16 protein-coding genes, 2 tRNA genes, 1 rRNA gene and 1 pseudogene are annotated in these 17,492 nt (G+C 45.3%); 16 read left to right on the top strand and 4 right to left on the bottom strand.

Features of this window, described 5'->3' with window-relative positions; all coding sequences use genetic code 11:
- Window positions 1–15: 15 nt before the first annotated feature.
- The 5 genes from rrf to abc-f all read left to right on the top strand — a co-directional run bounded on the left by rrf (window position 16) and on the right by abc-f (window position 2,970).
- A 5S ribosomal RNA gene (gene rrf, locus CBF27_RS13245) occupies window positions 16–131 on the top strand.
- A gap of 11 nt (window positions 132–142) precedes the next feature.
- Window positions 143–216 (top strand) — tRNA-Asn (locus CBF27_RS13250).
- Window positions 217–321: 105 nt separating this feature from the next.
- A complete protein-coding gene (locus tag CBF27_RS13255) occupies window positions 322–972 on the top strand; it encodes a DUF2238 domain-containing protein (protein ID WP_126815096.1) in 651 nt (216 codons plus the stop codon).
- Between the two features lie 103 nt (window positions 973–1,075).
- Window positions 1,076–1,148 (top strand) — tRNA-Thr (locus CBF27_RS13260).
- 328 nt (window positions 1,149–1,476) lie between these two features.
- The gene (gene abc-f, locus CBF27_RS13265; protein WP_126815099.1) at window positions 1,477–2,970 is read left to right on the top strand and encodes a ribosomal protection-like ABC-F family protein; all 1,494 of its coding nucleotides are present in this window, start codon (window positions 1,477–1,479) and stop codon (window positions 2,968–2,970) included.
- Between the two features lie 76 nt (window positions 2,971–3,046).
- Here the strand turns inward: abc-f and CBF27_RS13270 are convergent, their stop codons facing one another.
- Both CBF27_RS13270 and CBF27_RS13275 read right to left on the bottom strand, forming a co-directional pair.
- Complete coding sequence (locus CBF27_RS13270) at window positions 3,047–3,256, bottom strand: hypothetical protein (RefSeq protein WP_126815101.1); 210 nt, start codon at window positions 3,254–3,256, stop codon at window positions 3,047–3,049.
- A 123-nt stretch (window positions 3,257–3,379) separates the two neighbouring features.
- Window positions 3,380–3,970 (bottom strand): HdeD family acid-resistance protein, encoded by a 591-nt coding sequence (locus tag CBF27_RS13275; protein WP_126815102.1) that lies wholly within the window; start codon window positions 3,968–3,970, stop codon window positions 3,380–3,382.
- A 278-nt stretch (window positions 3,971–4,248) separates the two neighbouring features.
- Here CBF27_RS13275 and CBF27_RS13280 point away from each other — a divergent pair, with 278 nt between their 5' ends.
- The 3 genes from CBF27_RS13280 to CBF27_RS13290 all read left to right on the top strand — a co-directional run bounded on the left by CBF27_RS13280 (window position 4,249) and on the right by CBF27_RS13290 (window position 8,109).
- Window positions 4,249–5,436 carry a glycine C-acetyltransferase gene (locus CBF27_RS13280; protein WP_126815104.1) on the top strand — a complete coding sequence of 396 codons (1,188 nt, stop codon included), beginning with the start codon at window positions 4,249–4,251 and terminating at the stop codon, window positions 5,434–5,436.
- A gap of 20 nt (window positions 5,437–5,456) precedes the next feature.
- The gene (locus tag CBF27_RS13285) at window positions 5,457–6,446 is read left to right on the top strand and encodes an NAD-dependent epimerase/dehydratase family protein (protein WP_126815106.1); all 990 of its coding nucleotides are present in this window, start codon (window positions 5,457–5,459) and stop codon (window positions 6,444–6,446) included.
- 154 nt (window positions 6,447–6,600) lie between these two features.
- Window positions 6,601–8,109 carry a DUF1846 domain-containing protein gene (locus CBF27_RS13290; protein ID WP_126815107.1) on the top strand — a complete coding sequence of 503 codons (1,509 nt, stop codon included), beginning with the start codon at window positions 6,601–6,603 and terminating at the stop codon, window positions 8,107–8,109.
- Between the two features lie 53 nt (window positions 8,110–8,162).
- Here CBF27_RS13290 and CBF27_RS13295 read toward each other — a convergent pair whose 3' ends face one another.
- Window positions 8,163–8,777 (bottom strand): histidine phosphatase family protein, encoded by a 615-nt coding sequence (locus CBF27_RS13295; RefSeq protein WP_126815109.1) that lies wholly within the window; start codon window positions 8,775–8,777, stop codon window positions 8,163–8,165.
- A 305-nt stretch (window positions 8,778–9,082) separates the two neighbouring features.
- On the opposite strand from CBF27_RS13295, the gene rpsB reads away from it, so the two are divergent.
- The 4 genes from rpsB (at window position 9,083) to frr (ending at window position 12,295) form a co-directional block, all read left to right on the top strand.
- Window positions 9,083–9,871 (top strand): 30S ribosomal protein S2, encoded by a 789-nt coding sequence (rpsB, locus tag CBF27_RS13300; protein WP_126815111.1) that lies wholly within the window; start codon window positions 9,083–9,085, stop codon window positions 9,869–9,871.
- A gap of 128 nt (window positions 9,872–9,999) precedes the next feature.
- The gene (gene tsf, locus CBF27_RS13305; RefSeq protein WP_126815113.1) at window positions 10,000–10,878 is read left to right on the top strand and encodes a translation elongation factor Ts; all 879 of its coding nucleotides are present in this window, start codon (window positions 10,000–10,002) and stop codon (window positions 10,876–10,878) included.
- Between the two features lie 135 nt (window positions 10,879–11,013).
- Window positions 11,014–11,736, top strand: coding sequence for a UMP kinase (gene pyrH / locus CBF27_RS13310; protein ID WP_126815115.1), 723 nt, complete (start codon window positions 11,014–11,016; stop codon window positions 11,734–11,736).
- Between the two features lies 1 nt (window position 11,737).
- A complete protein-coding gene (gene frr / locus CBF27_RS13315) occupies window positions 11,738–12,295 on the top strand; it encodes a ribosome recycling factor (RefSeq protein WP_126815116.1) in 558 nt (185 codons plus the stop codon).
- A 49-nt stretch (window positions 12,296–12,344) separates the two neighbouring features.
- Here the strand turns inward: frr and CBF27_RS13320 are convergent, their stop codons facing one another.
- Window positions 12,345–12,584, bottom strand: coding sequence for a hypothetical protein (locus CBF27_RS13320; protein ID WP_126815118.1), 240 nt, complete (start codon window positions 12,582–12,584; stop codon window positions 12,345–12,347).
- A 294-nt stretch (window positions 12,585–12,878) separates the two neighbouring features.
- Here CBF27_RS13320 and CBF27_RS13325 point away from each other — a divergent pair.
- The 4 genes and pseudogenes from CBF27_RS13325 to CBF27_RS13340 all read left to right on the top strand — a co-directional run.
- Window positions 12,879–13,613: pseudogene (locus CBF27_RS13325) on the top strand (isoprenyl transferase); the annotation flags it as partial.
- The gene (locus CBF27_RS13330) at window positions 13,610–14,398 is read left to right on the top strand and encodes a phosphatidate cytidylyltransferase (protein WP_126815122.1); all 789 of its coding nucleotides are present in this window, start codon (window positions 13,610–13,612) and stop codon (window positions 14,396–14,398) included. The pseudogene CBF27_RS13325 and the gene CBF27_RS13330, both read left to right, overlap by 4 nt.
- 62 nt (window positions 14,399–14,460) lie before the next feature.
- Complete coding sequence (rseP, locus tag CBF27_RS13335; RefSeq protein WP_126815124.1) at window positions 14,461–15,738, top strand: RIP metalloprotease RseP; 1,278 nt, start codon at window positions 14,461–14,463, stop codon at window positions 15,736–15,738.
- 22 nt (window positions 15,739–15,760) lie between these two features.
- Complete coding sequence (locus CBF27_RS13340) at window positions 15,761–17,467, top strand: proline--tRNA ligase (RefSeq protein WP_126815127.1); 1,707 nt, start codon at window positions 15,761–15,763, stop codon at window positions 17,465–17,467.
- The last annotated feature ends 25 nt before the right edge of the window (window positions 17,468–17,492 follow it).

Raw genomic sequence — 17,492 nt, forward strand, 5'->3', positions numbered from 1 at the left:
AAGACAGACACAAAGTGTGGTGGCGATGGCAGGAAGGATACACCTGTAACCATGCCGAACACAGCAGTTAAGCTTCTTAGCGCCGAGGGTAGTGAAGGGTTTCCCTTTGTGAGAGTAGGACGCTGCCGCGCTTTTGTGTTTATCCGGCATAGCTCAGTTGGTAGTAGCGCATGACTGTTAATCATGATGTCGTAGGTTCGAGTCCTACTGCCGGAGTTGCAACTAAAGATCGCTTTAGTTGCTTTTTTTTTGTTTAAAATGTAAAATGTGCGTTATATAAAATTGGTTGATTTGTGTGATCACCTCAGGAGTGAAATGTGAATGACGAAACAGTTTGAAAAAATGCTATTGATAATTCTGGTTTTTTTCGGTTTGGGGATGATAGTCTATGCAGCGGTAATAAAATCAGATTCGTTCCTTGCGTTTGAAATGCTTTTAGGAATCATTATTTTATTTGTTCCTAAAGTGGTTTCAATTATATTTAAACTTGAAGTACCCAGCATGTTGAAAATTCTCTATTGGGTGTTTATATTTTTTGCTGTCTTTATCGGGACAGGCTTGTCTTTTTATTCCAAAATCACCATTTGGGATAAATTGCTGCATTTTTCCAGTGCAATGCTCCTAGTGGCACTTGGTTTTGCCATCATCGGCTATTTTATACCGCAGGATGTCATTGACCAGGTTCCAGCTATTGTTTATACGATTTTCGGATTTACTTTCGGGATGACAGTCGGGGTTTTCTGGGAATTTTATGAGTTTCTGTTTGACGGGATTTTAGAAATGAATATGCAGCGTTTTGCGTTGAGTAACGGAATGAATTTAGTTGGCCGCGATGCCCTCTTAGATACAATGGGGGATTTATTTGTCAATACGCTGGGCTGTTTTGTGTTTGCTGCGTACTGTTATTTCTTATTTAAACAAGATGCAAAAAGAATTGAAAACTTGTCTTTTAAAAAAGTTCAACCGGCATAAAATCGATGTGTTATGAATAAATGGTGAATTCGTTCAAAAAAGCTGTATAGACTGTTGACATATGTCTCAAGATTAGTTATTATATAACTTGTGATTCATTGTTGCCGCCTTAGCTCAGCTGGTAGAGCACCACCATGGTAAGGTGGGGGTCGTCGGTTCAAGTCCGACAGGTGGCTCTTGAAAAACCTTGTTGATTCAAGGTTTTTTTTTGTAAAAAATTGCTTGTTGCAAGTAACACAATAGTTGCTAGTTGGAGAACTTTATGCTATTCTGATTTTACTAAGATGAAATGAGGGATCGTGCATTGAATAACTAAGCCAATTTATTGAAGCTGCATTAAGACCGTCTTCTTTGTTCAGCAAGGGATCGGTGTGCAGATTTTCAGGATTGGTGTGTGATTCGATGCAGGGTCTTTTTATCTGCCTTCGTTATGCCTTGTCCTGAAAATAGGAGAGGTTTTTTTGTTTGCCAAAAGTTGCGGCAAACGACAAGAGGTGATAAATAATGTCTACAATTGAGATTAAAGAGCTGACGTTCGGGTATGATGCGATGGGGGATAATTTGTTTGACGGGGCGAGTTTGATTATCGACGACACGTGGAAACTGGGATTGATCGGCAGAAATGGCCGCGGGAAAACCACGTTGTTGCGTTTGCTGATGGGGGAGTTGCCATATAGCGGCAAGATTACCCATCAGCTGTCATTCACTTATTTTCCGCAGCCTGTCAAAGATAAGACACAGTTAACTTTTTATGTGCTGCAGGATGTTTCGACATTTGAGCAGTGGGAGATTGAACGGGAGCTGAATCTGCTGCAAGTTTCACCGGATGTTTTGTGGCGTCCGTTTGACAGTTTGTCAGGCGGAGAACAGACAAAAGTTTTATTGGCTTTATTGTTTGTGGATGACGTGAATTTTCCGCTGATTGATGAGCCGACTAACCATTTGGACATTGTTGCCAGAAAACAGGTGGCAGAATATTTACAGAAAAAGAAACAGGGTTTTATTGTCGTGAGTCATGACCGAAGTTTTGTGGATGAAGTTGTTGACCATGTTTTGGCCATTGAAAAAAGCCAGCTAGTTCTTTATCAAGGAAATTTTTCGGTTTATGAAGAGGAAAAAGCCCGCCGCGACAAATTTGAACAAGAAGAAAACGTGAAGCTTAAAAAAGAAATCAGCAGATTAAAACGAACAGCAGCTGAAAAAGCTGAATGGTCCCGGGGCAGAGAGCGGGATAAATATGGCAGCCCGACGAAAAAAGGCAGCGGTGCAGTTGCGGACACGGGCTTTATAGGGGCGCGAGCAGCGCGCACGATGAAACGAGGCAAAACGCTTGAGCACCGGATGACTAAACAAATCAGTGAGAAAGAGGCGCTCCTTAAAGATATTGACTATGTTGAGTCATTGAGAATGAATTACCAGCCGACGCATCGAAAGTTACTGATAAAAGCTGAACAGTTTCAATTGAGTTTTGATGGCAAACCGCTGTTTTCACCTGTCAGTTTTGAGTTGTATCAAGGCCAGCGCCTGGCCATACAGGGAGCGAACGGGTCTGGCAAATCATCCATCATCAATTATTTGATGGGGAACTTCCAAGGGGAAGCGACAGGCACCGTGACGATGTCCAAGCAGGTGTCCATCAGCTTCATTCGCCAAAATTATGAAGACAATCACGGTCTGTTAGCTGATTTTGCTGAAAGGAATCGCTTGTCGTATCAAGATTTACTATATAATTTGCGGAAGTTGGGGCTGGAACGGAGTGTCTTCGACAATCGCATTGAAGCGATGAGTATGGGACAGAGAAAGCGAGTAGAGGTGGCCAAATCACTGCTTACATCGGCTGAGTTGTTTATTTGGGATGAACCGCTAAATTATTTAGATGTGTTCAATCAGGAACAGCTTGAAACGCTGATTCAAAAAGTTCAGCCGACGATGCTGGTTGTTGAGCATGATGCCATGTTTTTACAGCACATTGCCACAGAAATCATCCGCTTGACTTAGAGTTGGTGATAAAAAAGTGTTGCATCTTTCATTAATATGAAGTGCAACACTTTTTTTGAGTATGGCTCGGTACGGGTTACTGATTCAGTTTATTGAAGAGACCGGAGATGGTCTGCTCTTCCAGTTGGAGCGGCTTGCCGTCGAGCAAGACGTTGGTCACGATATAATAGTCTTGCAGGTCCGGTACCTCGAGATATTGCGCGGCAATAAAGTCAGCTGCTTTCTCGTACGTTTTAACGGACTCCTGTGAATCATTTTTTGAAACAAGGTAATGAATTTCAAGCATCGTAAACATTCCTCCCTTTTTTATACAAGTATACCACAGGCGGTTTTTAATGAGAGAAAAAAAGCATCCCGCGACACTGAGTGGCAGGGATGCTTTGGTATTTATCTGAAATGATGTCAACAGTTATTTGGATTGAGAAACAGCTAATTTAAAGCGGCTGAGATTGTAGCTGAATGCCGAGAAAATTTTCTCCGAGCCGGTCAGTACCAAGTAAAGTAAACTTAAAACAGTCAACGACAGGGCAGAGAAGATCGGGCTCAACAACATCAAGATGCCGATGAACAGACAGACGCCGTAGCCGATCATTTGCAGTTTCCATGAACGTTTTTTAGCTTGGCGGCCGTTGACGTAATGAATGCTCAGGTTGATTGCTGCATCACCGATAAACCAGACAGAAAGAAGTAAAACCGTGACAAGTTTGCTGGCATTTAAATTAAAAATAAGTAAAATCCCAACGATAATATCTGCAACGGAAACACCGACAAAGATATTAGCTAACTGTTGCGAAACATGTTCTGTTTGGTAGCAGTGGATAAAGTTGTAAAACCCATTTAAAATCGCTAAAATACTGAAACCAATCACCATGACTTCAAGAGTATCGCCGGATTTGATAAATAGAGTCACACTAGTGAGAATAGTCAACAACCCCATCAGCAGTTTTGTTGCATCACAGACCATATTGAAACGGGATACGTGAGATAAAATCTTGGACATGTTTGTCTTCCTTCCTGATATAATCACTTAACCATGTACATTCTATCATGAAATTCTTAGAAGACAATCGAATTCTAAAAAAAAACATCTGATTGTAACATTCATCACAGAACTGTCAAATTGCGGTGCATGCTGACGTTATTTTTTATCCGTCCGCCAGGAGCTGTTTAACGTATATTACACAATGATAAGAATTTGCAGAGAAATAAAACACAAAAAAGACAGCGCTTTCTTTAGAGGCGTATAATGAATGTATTATTGGAATAGGGGTTGATAAAATGAGCGACGTGTTGACTCGGTTTTTATCGCAAAAGCTGGCTGAAGTAAAGGAAAAAGGACTATACTCACCGATTGATGTACTGGATGGCGCGAACGGACCACTGATTTCGATTGACGGCAAGGAAAAAATTAATTTGGCTTCTAATAATTATTTGGGATTTGCCACACATCCGGCTGTTATTCAAGCAGCGAATGATGCGACGACGATTTATGGTGCGGGTGCTGGTGCAGTCCGGACCATCAACGGCACATTGGCGATTCATGAGGAATTGGAACAGCGCCTGGCACGGTTTAAGTGGACAGAAGCTGCCATTGCTTTTCAATCAGGTTTCAATTGCAACATGGGAGCCATCTCTGCTGTAATGACGAAAAACGATGCAATCTTGTCTGATGAATTAAATCATGCGTCAATCATTGACGGCTGCCGGTTGTCTCGGGCAGAGATTATCCGCGTCAAACATTCTGACATGGCAGATTTGGCGCAGAAGGCCAAACAGGCTGTTGAAAGCGGCCGGTATGACAAGATTATGTATATTACAGACGGTGTGTTCTCGATGGACGGTGATGTGGCCAATTTGCCGGAGATTGTAGAGATAGCAGAAAAGTATCAGTTGATTGTTTATGTGGATGATGCACACGGCTCGGGTGTCATGGGGCAGGGGGCCGGAACAGTCAAGCATTTTGGGCTGCAAGCCAGCGTTGATTTTCAGATGGGTACGTTATCAAAGGCGATTGGTGTTGTCGGCGGATACGTGGCAGGCAGCCGCCAGTTGATTTCGTGGTTAAAATCCCAGAGTCGTCCGTTCTTATTTTCGACATCGCTCACACCGGGGGCTGCGGGTGCCGTCATCAAGGCGATTGATTTGATGGAAACTGACCCCGGGATTGTAACTGCACTGTGGGACAATGCCGCCTATTTCAAAGAAAAACTGATTGCTGCCGGTTATGATATCGGAGTATCGGAAACGCCGATCACACCAGTAATTCTTGGTGATGAGAAGTTGACACAAACATTTGCTGCTAAACTGATTGCCGAAGGCGTTTATGTCAAGCCGATTGTCTTTCCGACAGTGCCGCTGGGTGCCGGACGGGTAAGAAACATGCCGACTGCTGTGCACACGAAACAAATGCTGGATGAAGCTGTGTCGATTTATAAAAAAGTCGGCAGAGACATGGGGATTATTTAAACTGATAAGGGGGATATATTATGAAGCGAATCATGGTGACAGGAAGCTTGGGGCAAATCGGCAGCGAACTGGTGGCACAGCTGAGGACGCTGAAAGGTGTTGACAATGTGCTGGCGACAGATATTCGCTGTCCGGAGCACAATCCGGTGGTGGCTGAGGGGCTGTTTGAGGTATTGGATGTCCTGAATCGGGAGCGCATGCTTTACTTGGCGCGTGACTTTCAGGCTGATACGCTGATTCATTTAGCATCGCTGTTATCCTCAGTGGCCGAGGACCGCCCGCAAGAGGCCTGGCACATTAACATGGGCGGTTTAGTCAATGCATTGGAAGTTTCGCGCGAACTGCAGTTAACATGTTTTACACCCAGCTCGATTGGTGCATTCGGGCCGGAAACACCCAAGGTCGGGACACCGCAAGACTGCATTCAGCGCCCGCGTACGATGTACGGCATCACAAAAGTTGCCGGGGAGCTGTTGTGCGACTATTATCACACAAAATACGGAGTCGATACTAGAGGCGTGCGTTTTCCGGGGCTGATATCGCATGAGACCCTTCCGGGAGGCGGAACAACAGATTATGCAGTGGAGATTTTTTATGATGCGGTGAAAAGCGGTCATTACACTTGCCCGCTTGGTGCCGACACAGCGCTGGACATGATGTATATGCCGGACGCGATTGCAGCCATTATCCAGCTTCTTGAAGCTGACGAAAGCCGGCTGGTCCACCGGAATGCCTTCAATGTCAGCGCCATGTCATTCACACCGGAAGACATCAAGCAGGCGATTCAGCAAGTCATGCCGCAATTCACGATGGATTACCGAATTAACCCGAAGCTTCAGCAAATTGCCGATTCGTGGCCGGACAGCATCGACTGTGCCTGCGCACGAGATGAGTGGGCTTTTTCACCGAAATATGATTTGCTTGCCATGACGCGCGAGATGCTGCAGCGGCTTCAAGAAAAAAGAGAGCAGGAAGACACGGCTGCGCTGCAAGAGCCGCATTTGGTCTGATTTCAGCGCCTCGGCAAACGCCTTCACATTTGGCTGGGGAACTAAAAAAACAAAAAAATTACGAACAAGCCATAGCCTTTGTTGCTTTTTTATCATATAATGAATTGTTGGGGGATGTTATCGTCGCCCAACATTACTTTGTGGAGGGTCTCGAATGAAAAAACTTGGTTTTGATTCAAAAAAATATATCGAAGAGCAATCTAAGTACATTTTAGAGCGTGTGAACAATGACGGAAAACTATATCTTGAGTTTGGCGGCAAGTTGATTGGCGATAAGCACGCAAAACGAGTATTGCCAGGTTTTGATGAGGACTCAAAAATCAAAATTTTACAAAAACTGAAAGATCAGGCGGAAATTATTATTTGTGCCTACGCAGGCGATATCGAACGGAATAAAATTCGTGGTGATTACGGAATTACATATGACATGGATATTTTAAAATCCATCGACGAATTTAAAGACTGGGGACTTGAAGTAAACAGTGTCGTCATCACGCGTTACACTGGCCAGCCGGCAACTAAAGTCTTCATCAACAAACTTGAAAAACGTCATATCAAAGTGTATACCCACGAAGCCATTGACGGCTATCCTTACAATATCGACCAGATCGTCAGTGAAGAAGGGTTTGGCAGAAACCCGTATATTCCGACGACAAAACCGATTGTTGTAGTGACGGCACCCGGCGCGGGCAGCGGCAAACTGGCTACCAGTTTGAATCAGATTTATCATGAAAGCCTTCTGGGACGGGCAGCCGGCTATGCTAAGTTCGAGACATTCCCGGTATGGAATATTCCGCTGAAACATCCGCTGAACATTGCTTACGAAGCGGCAACAGTTGATTTGAAAGACGTAAACATGATTGATTCTTTTCATTTTGAGGCGTATGGCGAAGTGGCTGTAAACTATAATCGGGACATTGAAACATTTCCTGTCATCAAACGAATCATTGAACGCATCACCAGACATGAGTCTGTTTTCAAATCTCCGACCGACATGGGGGTCAACCGGGTCGGGTTCGGCATTGTGGACGATGAGGTTGTGCAAGAAGCTTCCAAACAGGAAATCATCCGCCGTTGTTTTGCCACGGAAGTGTTCTTCAAACGCGGACTGGCGGATGAGGATGCTGTGAATCGTATTCAGCTGATTATGGAAGAGATGGAATTGAAAAAAGAAGACCGGGCACCTGTCCTGCCGGCAAGGGAATATGCGGCAAAGCTGAATCAGACTGCGAACGTGAGCAAATCACCGGCAGTGATGGCATTTGAGTTGAATGACGGCACGATTGTCACCGGCCGCACCAGCGAGTTGATGGATTCTTCGGCAGCAGCCATACTGAATTCAATCAAAATACTGGCCAATGTGGCGGATGAGATACCGTTATTGTCAGCCAATATTCTGGAAACCATTCAAACACTGAAAAAAGACAATCTGCATGATAAAATCACATCGCTGAATGCAAATGAAGTGCTGATTGCCCTGGCCATCAGTGCGGTGACCAATCCGGCAGCCCAGCTGTGTTACGATAAACTGGTGGAACTGGAAGATGTGCAGGCGCATTCCACGGTGATTTTGAATAAAGATGATGAACAAACGTTGAAAAAACTAGGTATTGATGTGACATGCGACCCGTATTTTTCATCAGAAAACTTGTTTTATTTATAAGTAAAAATAAAAAAACTGACGCGAATTATTCCACGTCAGTTTTTTAGCATCATTTACAAAAAGCTCGTGTCATTCCATCTGTCCAAGATAAAGCTGTTGCCGTTGCTGACAAGAGTCGATACACTGGTGTTCTTCAGTGATTTGCCTTTGCGGATTTCAGGCAGCGGCACACCTGAGATGGTGCGTAACAATGTTTGCAAAGTCAATCCGTGGGACACAACGAGGATATTCTCTTTGGCACCGGGGTTGGCAAAACTGTTGAAGACACGCGTCACACGTTCGATGAGCTGAGGGAATGATTCCCCCTGATAAGGCGAAGGGTCGTATTTGTGAGGAAAATGAATCAAGTTGCGGAATTCTTCCAAGTGGGAAAATTCCTCTTCCGGCTGACCTTCCCAGATACCGAAGCTCATTTCCCGCAAGTCATCAATCGTGGTGATGTCAAGCGATTGGGTATGTTGTTCGAGAATCAATTTTGCCGTATCCTGCGCGCGGTTTTGCGGGCTGACGAGGACTTTTGAAAAGGGGACATCGGTTAGAAACTGCCCGACTTTTCTGGCACCTTCGCGTCCTTCCGGCAAAAGCGGCGAATCAGTGAGGCCGCCCTGAAATATCCGCTGCTGATTGTAAAGTGTTTTGCCGTGTCTGACACAATAAAATGTTGTCATTAATTGTCACTCCTTGAGTTATACTCCCTTCATTATACGTGAAAGTCGCTAAAAAGTCATATTTATCAAAAGGGCAGCTTTTTTTGAACAAGCCGGGGAGCAAACGGGCAGAACGATGTTTGCGGCATTGTTCGTATAAATGCATAATAAAACTTGTAATTGCTTTTCACATGAGGTATACTATCAAAGGTGCATCAAGCACCAAATCCACATTGCTAGTCATTTTTTTAGCGGTGCTATGAAAATAGTTCTAAAAAGAGTTGACGCTAGCAAGAGGAAATCAAAACCAAAACGGAGGAAAAAACATGTCAGTAATTTCAATGAAACAATTACTTGAAGCCGGCGTACACTTTGGTCACCAAACACGTCGCTGGAACCCAAAAATGAAGAAGTATATCTTCACAGAAAGAAACGGTATCTACATTATCGACTTGCAGAAAACTGTACGTCTGGTAGATGAAGCTTATGACTACATGAAGTCAATCGCTGAAGAAGGCGGAGTGGCTCTATTTGTAGGAACAAAGAAACAAGCACAAGAAGCCATCAAAGAAGAAGCAACTCGTGCAGGTCAATACTACGTCAACCATCGCTGGTTGGGCGGCACATTGACTAACTGGGACACAATCCAAAAACGGATTGCCCGCCTGAAACAAATCAACGCAATGGAAGAAGACGGCACATTTGACGTGCTGCCTAAAAAAGAAGTTGCCGGATTGAACAAAGAACGTGAGCGTCTTGAGAAATTCCTGGGCGGTATCGCTGATATGCCTAGAATTCCTGATGTATTGTTCATTGTTGACCCTCGTAAAGAGCGGATTGCAGTGCAGGAAGCGCGCAAATTGAATATTCCAATCGTGGCAATGGTTGACACAAACTGTGATCCGGATGAGATCGATGTTGTGATTCCATCCAACGATGATGCTATCCGCGCAGTCAAACTGCTGGCTGGCAAAATGGCGGATGCGCTGGTTGAAGGCCGTCAGGGAGAAGACGAAATCGCTGAAGAAACATTTGCTTCAGACGACAGCGATGTGCAGGAAGCAGCTTCAATCGAAGAAATCGTTGAAGTGGTTGAAGGCGACAACGCTGAATAACAAGAATTTAATGTAACTGTCAAGCTGTCTCAAGGCTATGAGTCAAAGGGTGAAGGAAGTAGCCGATGACGCTGGGTGCATGAGACAGCTTTTTTTGAAGAAAAGACAACACTTAGGAGGAATAATAGATGGCAAACGTAACAGCAGCTATGGTAAAAGAACTGCGTGACCGTACAGGTGTAGGCATGATGGATGCCAAAAAAGCACTGGTCGAAGTTGACGGCAACATGGATCAGGCAATCGATTTATTAAGAGAAAAAGGCATGGCGAAAGCTGCCAAGAAAAGCGACCGTATTGCAGCAGAAGGTTTGGCTAACGTTCACGTAGCCGGCAACACAGCGGCTATCGTCGAAATCAACTCAGAAACAGACTTTGTTGCTAAAAACGAGATGTTCCAAGAACTGGTCAAGAAAGTGGCACAAGTTGTCGCAGAAAATAAACCGGCAACGATGGAAGAAGCGATGGCACTGACCTTGGACGACAAAACAGTTGAAGCAGCATTGCTTGAAGCCAACACGGTGATTGGCGAAAAAATCAGTTTCCGCCGCTTTGAACTTGTTGAAAAAGTGGACAACGCTGCTTTCGGTACATATTTGCACATGGGCGGCCGCATTGCTGTTGTCACTGTTTTGAATGACACAACTGATGAAGAAGTGGCTAAAGACATCGCTATGCACGTGGCTGCAATCAATCCGCGTTACGTGACAAAAGACGAAGTACCTGCCGAAGAACTGGAACATGAAAAGAAAGTATTGACAGAACAGGCATTGAACGAAGGCAAACCAGCCAACATCGTTGAAAAAATGGTGCTTGGCCGTATGCAGAAGTTTCTGGCTGAAATCTGCCTAGTCGACCAACCGTTCGTCAAAGACCCAGACATGACAGTTGAAAAATATGTTGCTTCTAAAGGGGCTGCAGTCAAAGCGTTTGTTCGTTTCGAAGTGGGCGAAGGTATTGAAAAACGCGCTGATAACTTTGCTGATGAAGTAATGAGCCAAATGAAATAAGTAGTCTGACTTTAATAGGAACGCATCTATGTCTCAAGAGAGTATTTGCGCTCCTTTTTTTTAGAGAAAAACAGCAGTAACGGCTGCTTGTGACATAAAGATTGAGCAAGTATGGATAAAACGGAGGTATTTTTAATGTCAGAACCAAAGTATCGTAGGGTTTTGTTGAAAGTAAGTGGCGAAGCATTAGCTGGTGAGGACGGCTTTGGCATCAATCCGCCAGTCATTAACAACCTTGTAAAAGAGCTGAAGGAAGTCTATGATTTAGGTGTGCAGATCGCAATCGTTGTCGGTGGTGGAAACATATGGCGTGGCAACATCGGTGCTCAGATGGGAATGGAGCGGGCACAAGCTGATTACATGGGGATGTTGGCGACAGTGATGAACGCTCTTGCCTTACAGGATACTTTAGAAAATCACGGAGTACCGACCCGCGTGCAGACCTCGATTGAAATGCGTCAAATCGCTGAACCTTACATCAGACGGAAGGCGATGCGTCATTTAGAAAAAAATCGAGTGGTGATTTTTGCAGGCGGTACGGGAAATCCATACTTTACGACAGATACAACTGCTGCGCTGCGTGCAGTTGAAATCGGGGCAGATGTTATTTTGATGGCTAAAAACAATGTTGACGGTGTGTATTCGGCAGATCCGAAGGTGGATGAATCAGCAACCAAATTTGACGAGCTGACGCACCTTGATGTGATTTCAAAAGGACTGTCTGTGATGGACTCGACAGCAAGTTCCCTTAGCATGGACAATGACATCCCGCTAGTTGTCTTTAACATGAATGAGCCGGGGAACATCAAACGTGTGTGCCTTGGCGAACAAATAGGAACTACAGTAAGGGGGAAATAAGATGCAACGAGCAATTCTAAAAGAAGCAAAAGACAAAATGAAAAAATCTGAAGAGAGCCTGCAGCGAGAGCTTGGCCAAATCAGAGCCGGCCGTGCGAATGCCAGTCTGCTTGACAGAATTCACGTGGAATACTACGGTGTACCGACACCGCTGAATCAGATTGCGCAAATCGCTGTGCCGGAAGCACGTGTACTGATGATTACACCATTTGATAAAAATTCATTGGCAGATGTGGAAAAAGCGATCCTTGCCAGCGACTTGGGCATCAGTCCGGCCAATGACGGCAATGTCATCCGCCTGGTGATTCCGCAACTGACTGAAGACCGCCGCAAAGAACTGGCAAAAGAAGTCGGTAAGTACGGAGAAAATGCCAAAATTGCTGTTCGGAACATTCGTCGTGAAGCGATCGACGAGTTGAAAAAACTTGAGAAAAACAAAGATATTTCTGAAGATGAGTTGCGGACATTAGAAAAAGATGTCCAGCAAATCACAGACAACAGTACAGACAACATTGATAAGATTGTTGCTGAAAAAGAAACAGAATTAATGGAAGTATAATAAAATAAGGGGTTGAACCGGGAACAACGTTCGCGATTCAACCCTTTTTTTATAAAATATCTTTGTATGCGACCACAGCACGATAGTTGATGTGGTGAAAGAATTCTAAATCCTGTACCGGCTGGTCGGAATCAAAGTTAAGCAGGCAGCTATTGGTGTATTTTTTCGCAATAGTGCCTTCTTCATACTTATTGATGAGCGGCATGAAAATGGTCACGCGCTCGCCGATGTGAAAATTTTTCGCCAGTACATGTTCCTTCTTAGCATGCTGTTGGTGTGAAAAATTCATTTGTCATCCCCGCTTTCATATTTATTGTATCATACTTTGTCCCTGCTGCACGGCCGCTTTCTCATCGGATTTTAATAATGGTCGTCTTACAGCGCAAAATAGCACCGTGTACAAGTGTCGTGCTGCTTGATTTTTTGTTAAATTTCCCGAGATACTGCAATTTTCGTAGGCTTTTCAATCTGTTTTTGCTACAATAATTAAGATAGACTCAGTTTGAGCAGGAGGCTTTAAAAAATGTTCGGAATATTTAATAAAGAAAAACAGATTGCACGTGCGCTAGACATGTCTAAACCAATTCCCAAGCACGTTGCAATTATTATGGACGGGAACGGCCGGTGGGCGCAAAAAAGATTGATGCCCCGTATCGCCGGACACAAAGAAGGCATGAATAATGTAAAAACCATTACCAAGGCTGCAAATAAACTCGGGATCAAGGTGCTGACCCTGTATGCTTTTTCTACGGAAAACTGGAAGCGGCCGGATGACGAGGTGGATTTTCTGATGAAGCTGCCGGTCGATTTTTTTGATGTGTTTATACCGGAGCTGGTGGCTGAAAATGTCAGAGTCAATGTGATGGGGTATCAGGAATATTTGCCGGCCCACACCAAGCGTGCAGTGGAAAATGCCATGAAGCAGACAGCCATGAACACTGGCATGGTGTTGAATTTTGCGCTGAACTACGGCAGCCGTGCGGAAATGCTGACAGCTGTCAACCAGATTATTTCAGACGTCCAGTCCGGTGTCATCACCGGGGAAGTGGATGAGGCGCTGTTTTCAAATTATTTGATGACAGGTGTTCTGGGAGCGGAACTGCAAGACCCGGAATTGCTGATCCGCACGAGCGGTGAAGAACGCATCAGTAATTTTTTACTGTGGCAAATTGCTTACAGCGAATTGTTTTTCACGGACAAGTATTGGCCGGATTTCAGCGCTCAAGATTTAGAAGAAGCAGTGGCTTCTTTCCAAGCGCGCAACCGCCGCTTTGGCGGACTGGATGAACGTAACAAGAAAGGAGACAGCAGAGAATGAAACAACGAGTGATTACGGCAGCAGTAGCTTTATTATTGTTTGTGCCGTTTGTATACATGGGAGGGATGCCGCTGCAGGCAGTTGCGGCTCTGCTGACAGGCATAGGCGTTTATGAGCTATTCAAAATGAGACAGCTTGCCCTGCTGTCACCGGTGGGCATCTGCAGTTTAGCAGCTGCGCTACTGCTTGTTCTGCCGAAGGACAACTGGTTTCCGTTTTTACCTGCGGCTGTTGACAACACGATTCTGTTTTACTTGCCGATTTTGTGTTTGCTGACGATTCCTGTGTTTTCAAAAAATGCGTTTAATTTTGATGACATGGCATTTCCAGTATTGACCGCGCTTTATGTCGGCATGGGCTTCCAGAATTTTGTGCTGGCAAGGGAGGATGGGCTGACGACTTTGATTTATGCCTTGTTCGTGGTGTGGTCAACAGATATCGGCGCGTACTTTTTCGGCATGAAGTTCGGTAAAAACAAACTGGCGCCGGCCATTTCACCGAATAAGTCGATTGAGGGCTCCGTCGGCGGGATTATCAGCGCCGTTGTAGTGGCATTCATCTTTTTGCTTGTTTATCCGGGGCTTTACAGTTTACCCGTCATGCTGGTCTTAACAGTCGTTTTCTCGATAGTCGGCCAGCTGGGGGATTTGGTACAGTCCGCCTATAAACGCCATTACGGGGTAAAAGATTCCGGCAATATCCTGCCCGGCCATGGCGGTATTTTAGACCGCTTTGACAGCCTGCTGTTTGTTTTTCCCGTCATGCACCTGATGGGTTTGTTTTAAAGAAAAATAGAAGTATGGTAAAATGATTAGTAATCATATTTTTTCATAGAAGGGACATTTTGATGAGAACAATTCTTACATTTATTTTTGTTTTTGGTATCATAGTAATTGTTCATGAATTCGGTCACTTTTTCTTTGCTAAACGGGCAGGGATATTGGTGAGAGAGTTTGCGATCGGTATGGGACCGAAAATCTTTCAACATCGAAAAAACGGCACGACCTATACCATCCGCCTGTTGCCGGTGGGCGGCTATGTACGGATGGCCGGAGCCGGCGAAGAAGAAGTGGAGCTGTCACTGGGGATGCCGTTATCGGTCGTGCTGGACAGCGCAGGCAACGTTCAGCAGATTAACCCGAGCCAGAAAGTCCAGTTGCCTGACAGTATCCCGCTGGAGCTGACCGGTTTTGATCTGGAGAGGGAACTCTTTTTAAAAGGGTATGTTTACGGCGATGAAAATGAAGAAAAAACTTTTCAAATCAATCACGACGCCACTATTTTTGAAGAAGACGGCACGGAGGTGCAGATTGCACCGGTTGATGTCCAGTTCCAATCAGCGTCACTGTGGCAGAGAATTGTGACTAATTTTGCCGGTCCGCTGAATAATTTCCTGCTTGCGATTGTTTTGTTTACACTGGTTGCCTTTTTACAGGGCGGCAGAGTGGCACCTGATTTATCCAGCACCATTGGCGGTGTGATGGAAAACGGTGTAGCCGACCGGGCAGGCTTGAAGCCCGGCGACAAGATAACTGCTATTGACGGTCAGGACATCGCGACGTATGACGAATTGAGAAGTTATATTTTGGCTAAAAAAGGTGAAGAAATCACCCTGTCTGTCCAGCGCGGCAAACAAGAAAAGCAAGTGACGGTGATTCCCGAAGCCAACACGGATGACGGCAGTCAGGGCATGATCGGCATCCAGTCCGGAACCAAAGTTGAAGAACTGTCGGTATTGGGTAAAATAAAGTACGGGTTTAGTGAAACAGCAGCCAACTCGCTTGGAATTTTCAAGGCGCTGGGGGATATCATCACGGGGTTCAGCCTGAACAAATTGGGCGGACCGGTCATGATCTACAAAGTATCTGAGATGGTGGCCAATCAGGGCGTCATCGCCATCCTCTCTTTCACTGCCATGCTGAGTGTCAATTTGGGGATTGTCAATTTAGTACCGATTCCCGGCTTGGACGGCGGCAAGCTGGTTTTAAATCTTATCGAAGGTGTCCGCGGCAAACCGCTGAGCCAGGACAAAGAAGTTGTTATTACGATGATTGGTGCAGTCGTGTTGATATTACTGATGATTTCTGTAACATGGAATGATATTTACCGGTTTTTCATCAGATAAATGAATAAAAAGGAGTTTAGCTATGAGACAGTCAAAGTTATTTATGCCAACGTTGAGGGAAGTTCCGAGCGATGCGGAAGTTTTGAGTCATAAAATGCTGCTGCGCGGCGGCTACATCCGCCAGCTAGCCAGCGGTTATTATGCGTATCTTCCACTGGCATACCGGGTGTTGTCAAAGTTGGAACAAATTATTCGGGAAGAACTTGAAGCAATTGATGCAGTAGAAATGTTGCTGCCGGCCATGATTCCAGCGGATTTGTGGCGCGAGTCGGGCAGGTTTGGCACGTATGGTTCGGAGTTATTCAAAGTGAAGGATCAAAACGGCAAAGAATTTATTTTAGGGCCGACACATGAAGAAACTTTCACTGAACTGATTCGCAATGATATTTCGTCTTATAAAAAGCTGCCGCTGTCCCTGTTTCAAATCCAGTCGAAATACCGCGATGAAAAAAGACCGCGTTTCGGCCTGATGCGCGGCAGCGAATTTATCATGAAAGACGCGTATTCTTTCCATGCCAATGGCGACAGTCTGGACGAGTGTTTCAAAGGATTTGAAAAAGCCTATACGCGCATTTTTGAACGTTGCGGACTGGATTTCCGTATCATCATGGGAGACAACGGCTCAATGGGCAGTTACGATTCCAAAGAATTCATCGCGATTTCAGAAGTCGGCGAAGAAACAATTGTTTATTCAGACAGTTCGGATTATGCCGCCAATCTGGAAATTGCCGCCAGCCAGTTCGTTTCCAAAAAATCTCATGAAACACCGGCTGAAGTGGAAAAAATTGCCACCCCGGGAATTGAAACAATTGCCGGGCTGAGCGAATTTTTGGACATGAGTACGGAAAAATCCATCAAGTCACTGCTGTACATTGCTGATGGCAAACCGGTGCTTGTGCTCATGCGCGGCGAAGACAAGTTGAACGAAAACAAATTGAAGGCTCATCTGCAAGCTGTTAATTTAAATCAGGCGGCACCTGAAGAAGCGGTTGAACATCTTGGTGCCGACTTCGGCTCGCTCGGTCCTGTCGGTATCAGCGAGGACATCGCTATTATCGCTGACCTGCATATTCAGGACATGGCAAATGCCGCAGCCGGCGCAAACGAGACCGGTTACCACTACATCAACATCAATCCGGGACGCGATTTTGAACCGGAGGCTTACGTTGACTTGCGTACGGTCGAAGAAGGCGAATTATCGCCGGACGGCAACGGCACGCTGAAGTTTGCCAAAGGTATCGAGTTGGGCCATATTTTCAAACTAGGCACATTTTACAGCGAGTCGATGCACGCGACTGTTTTGGATGAAAACGGCCGGGATACCCCGGTGCATATGGGCAGTTACGGTATCGGAGTCAGCCGGCTGCTGGCGGCTGTTGTGGAACAGTACAGCAATGAAGAAGGGGTCAGCTGGCCGAAAGGGATTGCCCCGTTTGACTTGCATTTGATACCAATCAATGCCAAAAATGATGTCCAGTGGGACTTGACGTTAGCCATCGAAAAAGAAATGCAGGAGCTTGGTTTCGATTGTTTAGTCGACGACCGGGCAGAGCGGCCTGGTGTTAAATTTAAGGATGCCGATTTGGTCGGTGCACCGTTCCGCATCACTGTCGGCAAGAAAGCCGGCGAAGGCATCGTGGAAGTTAAAATCAAGCAGACCGGCGAAATGCTGGAAGTGCGTCGGGAAGACTTACGCGAAACATTGGAGATTTTAATGAACCAGGCATAGACACACATGAGAAGGGTCTCTTAGC

Source organism: Vagococcus acidifermentans, assembly GCF_003987655.1.
In the GTDB taxonomy this organism is placed as follows: domain Bacteria; phylum Bacillota; class Bacilli; order Lactobacillales; family Vagococcaceae; genus Vagococcus_B; species Vagococcus_B acidifermentans.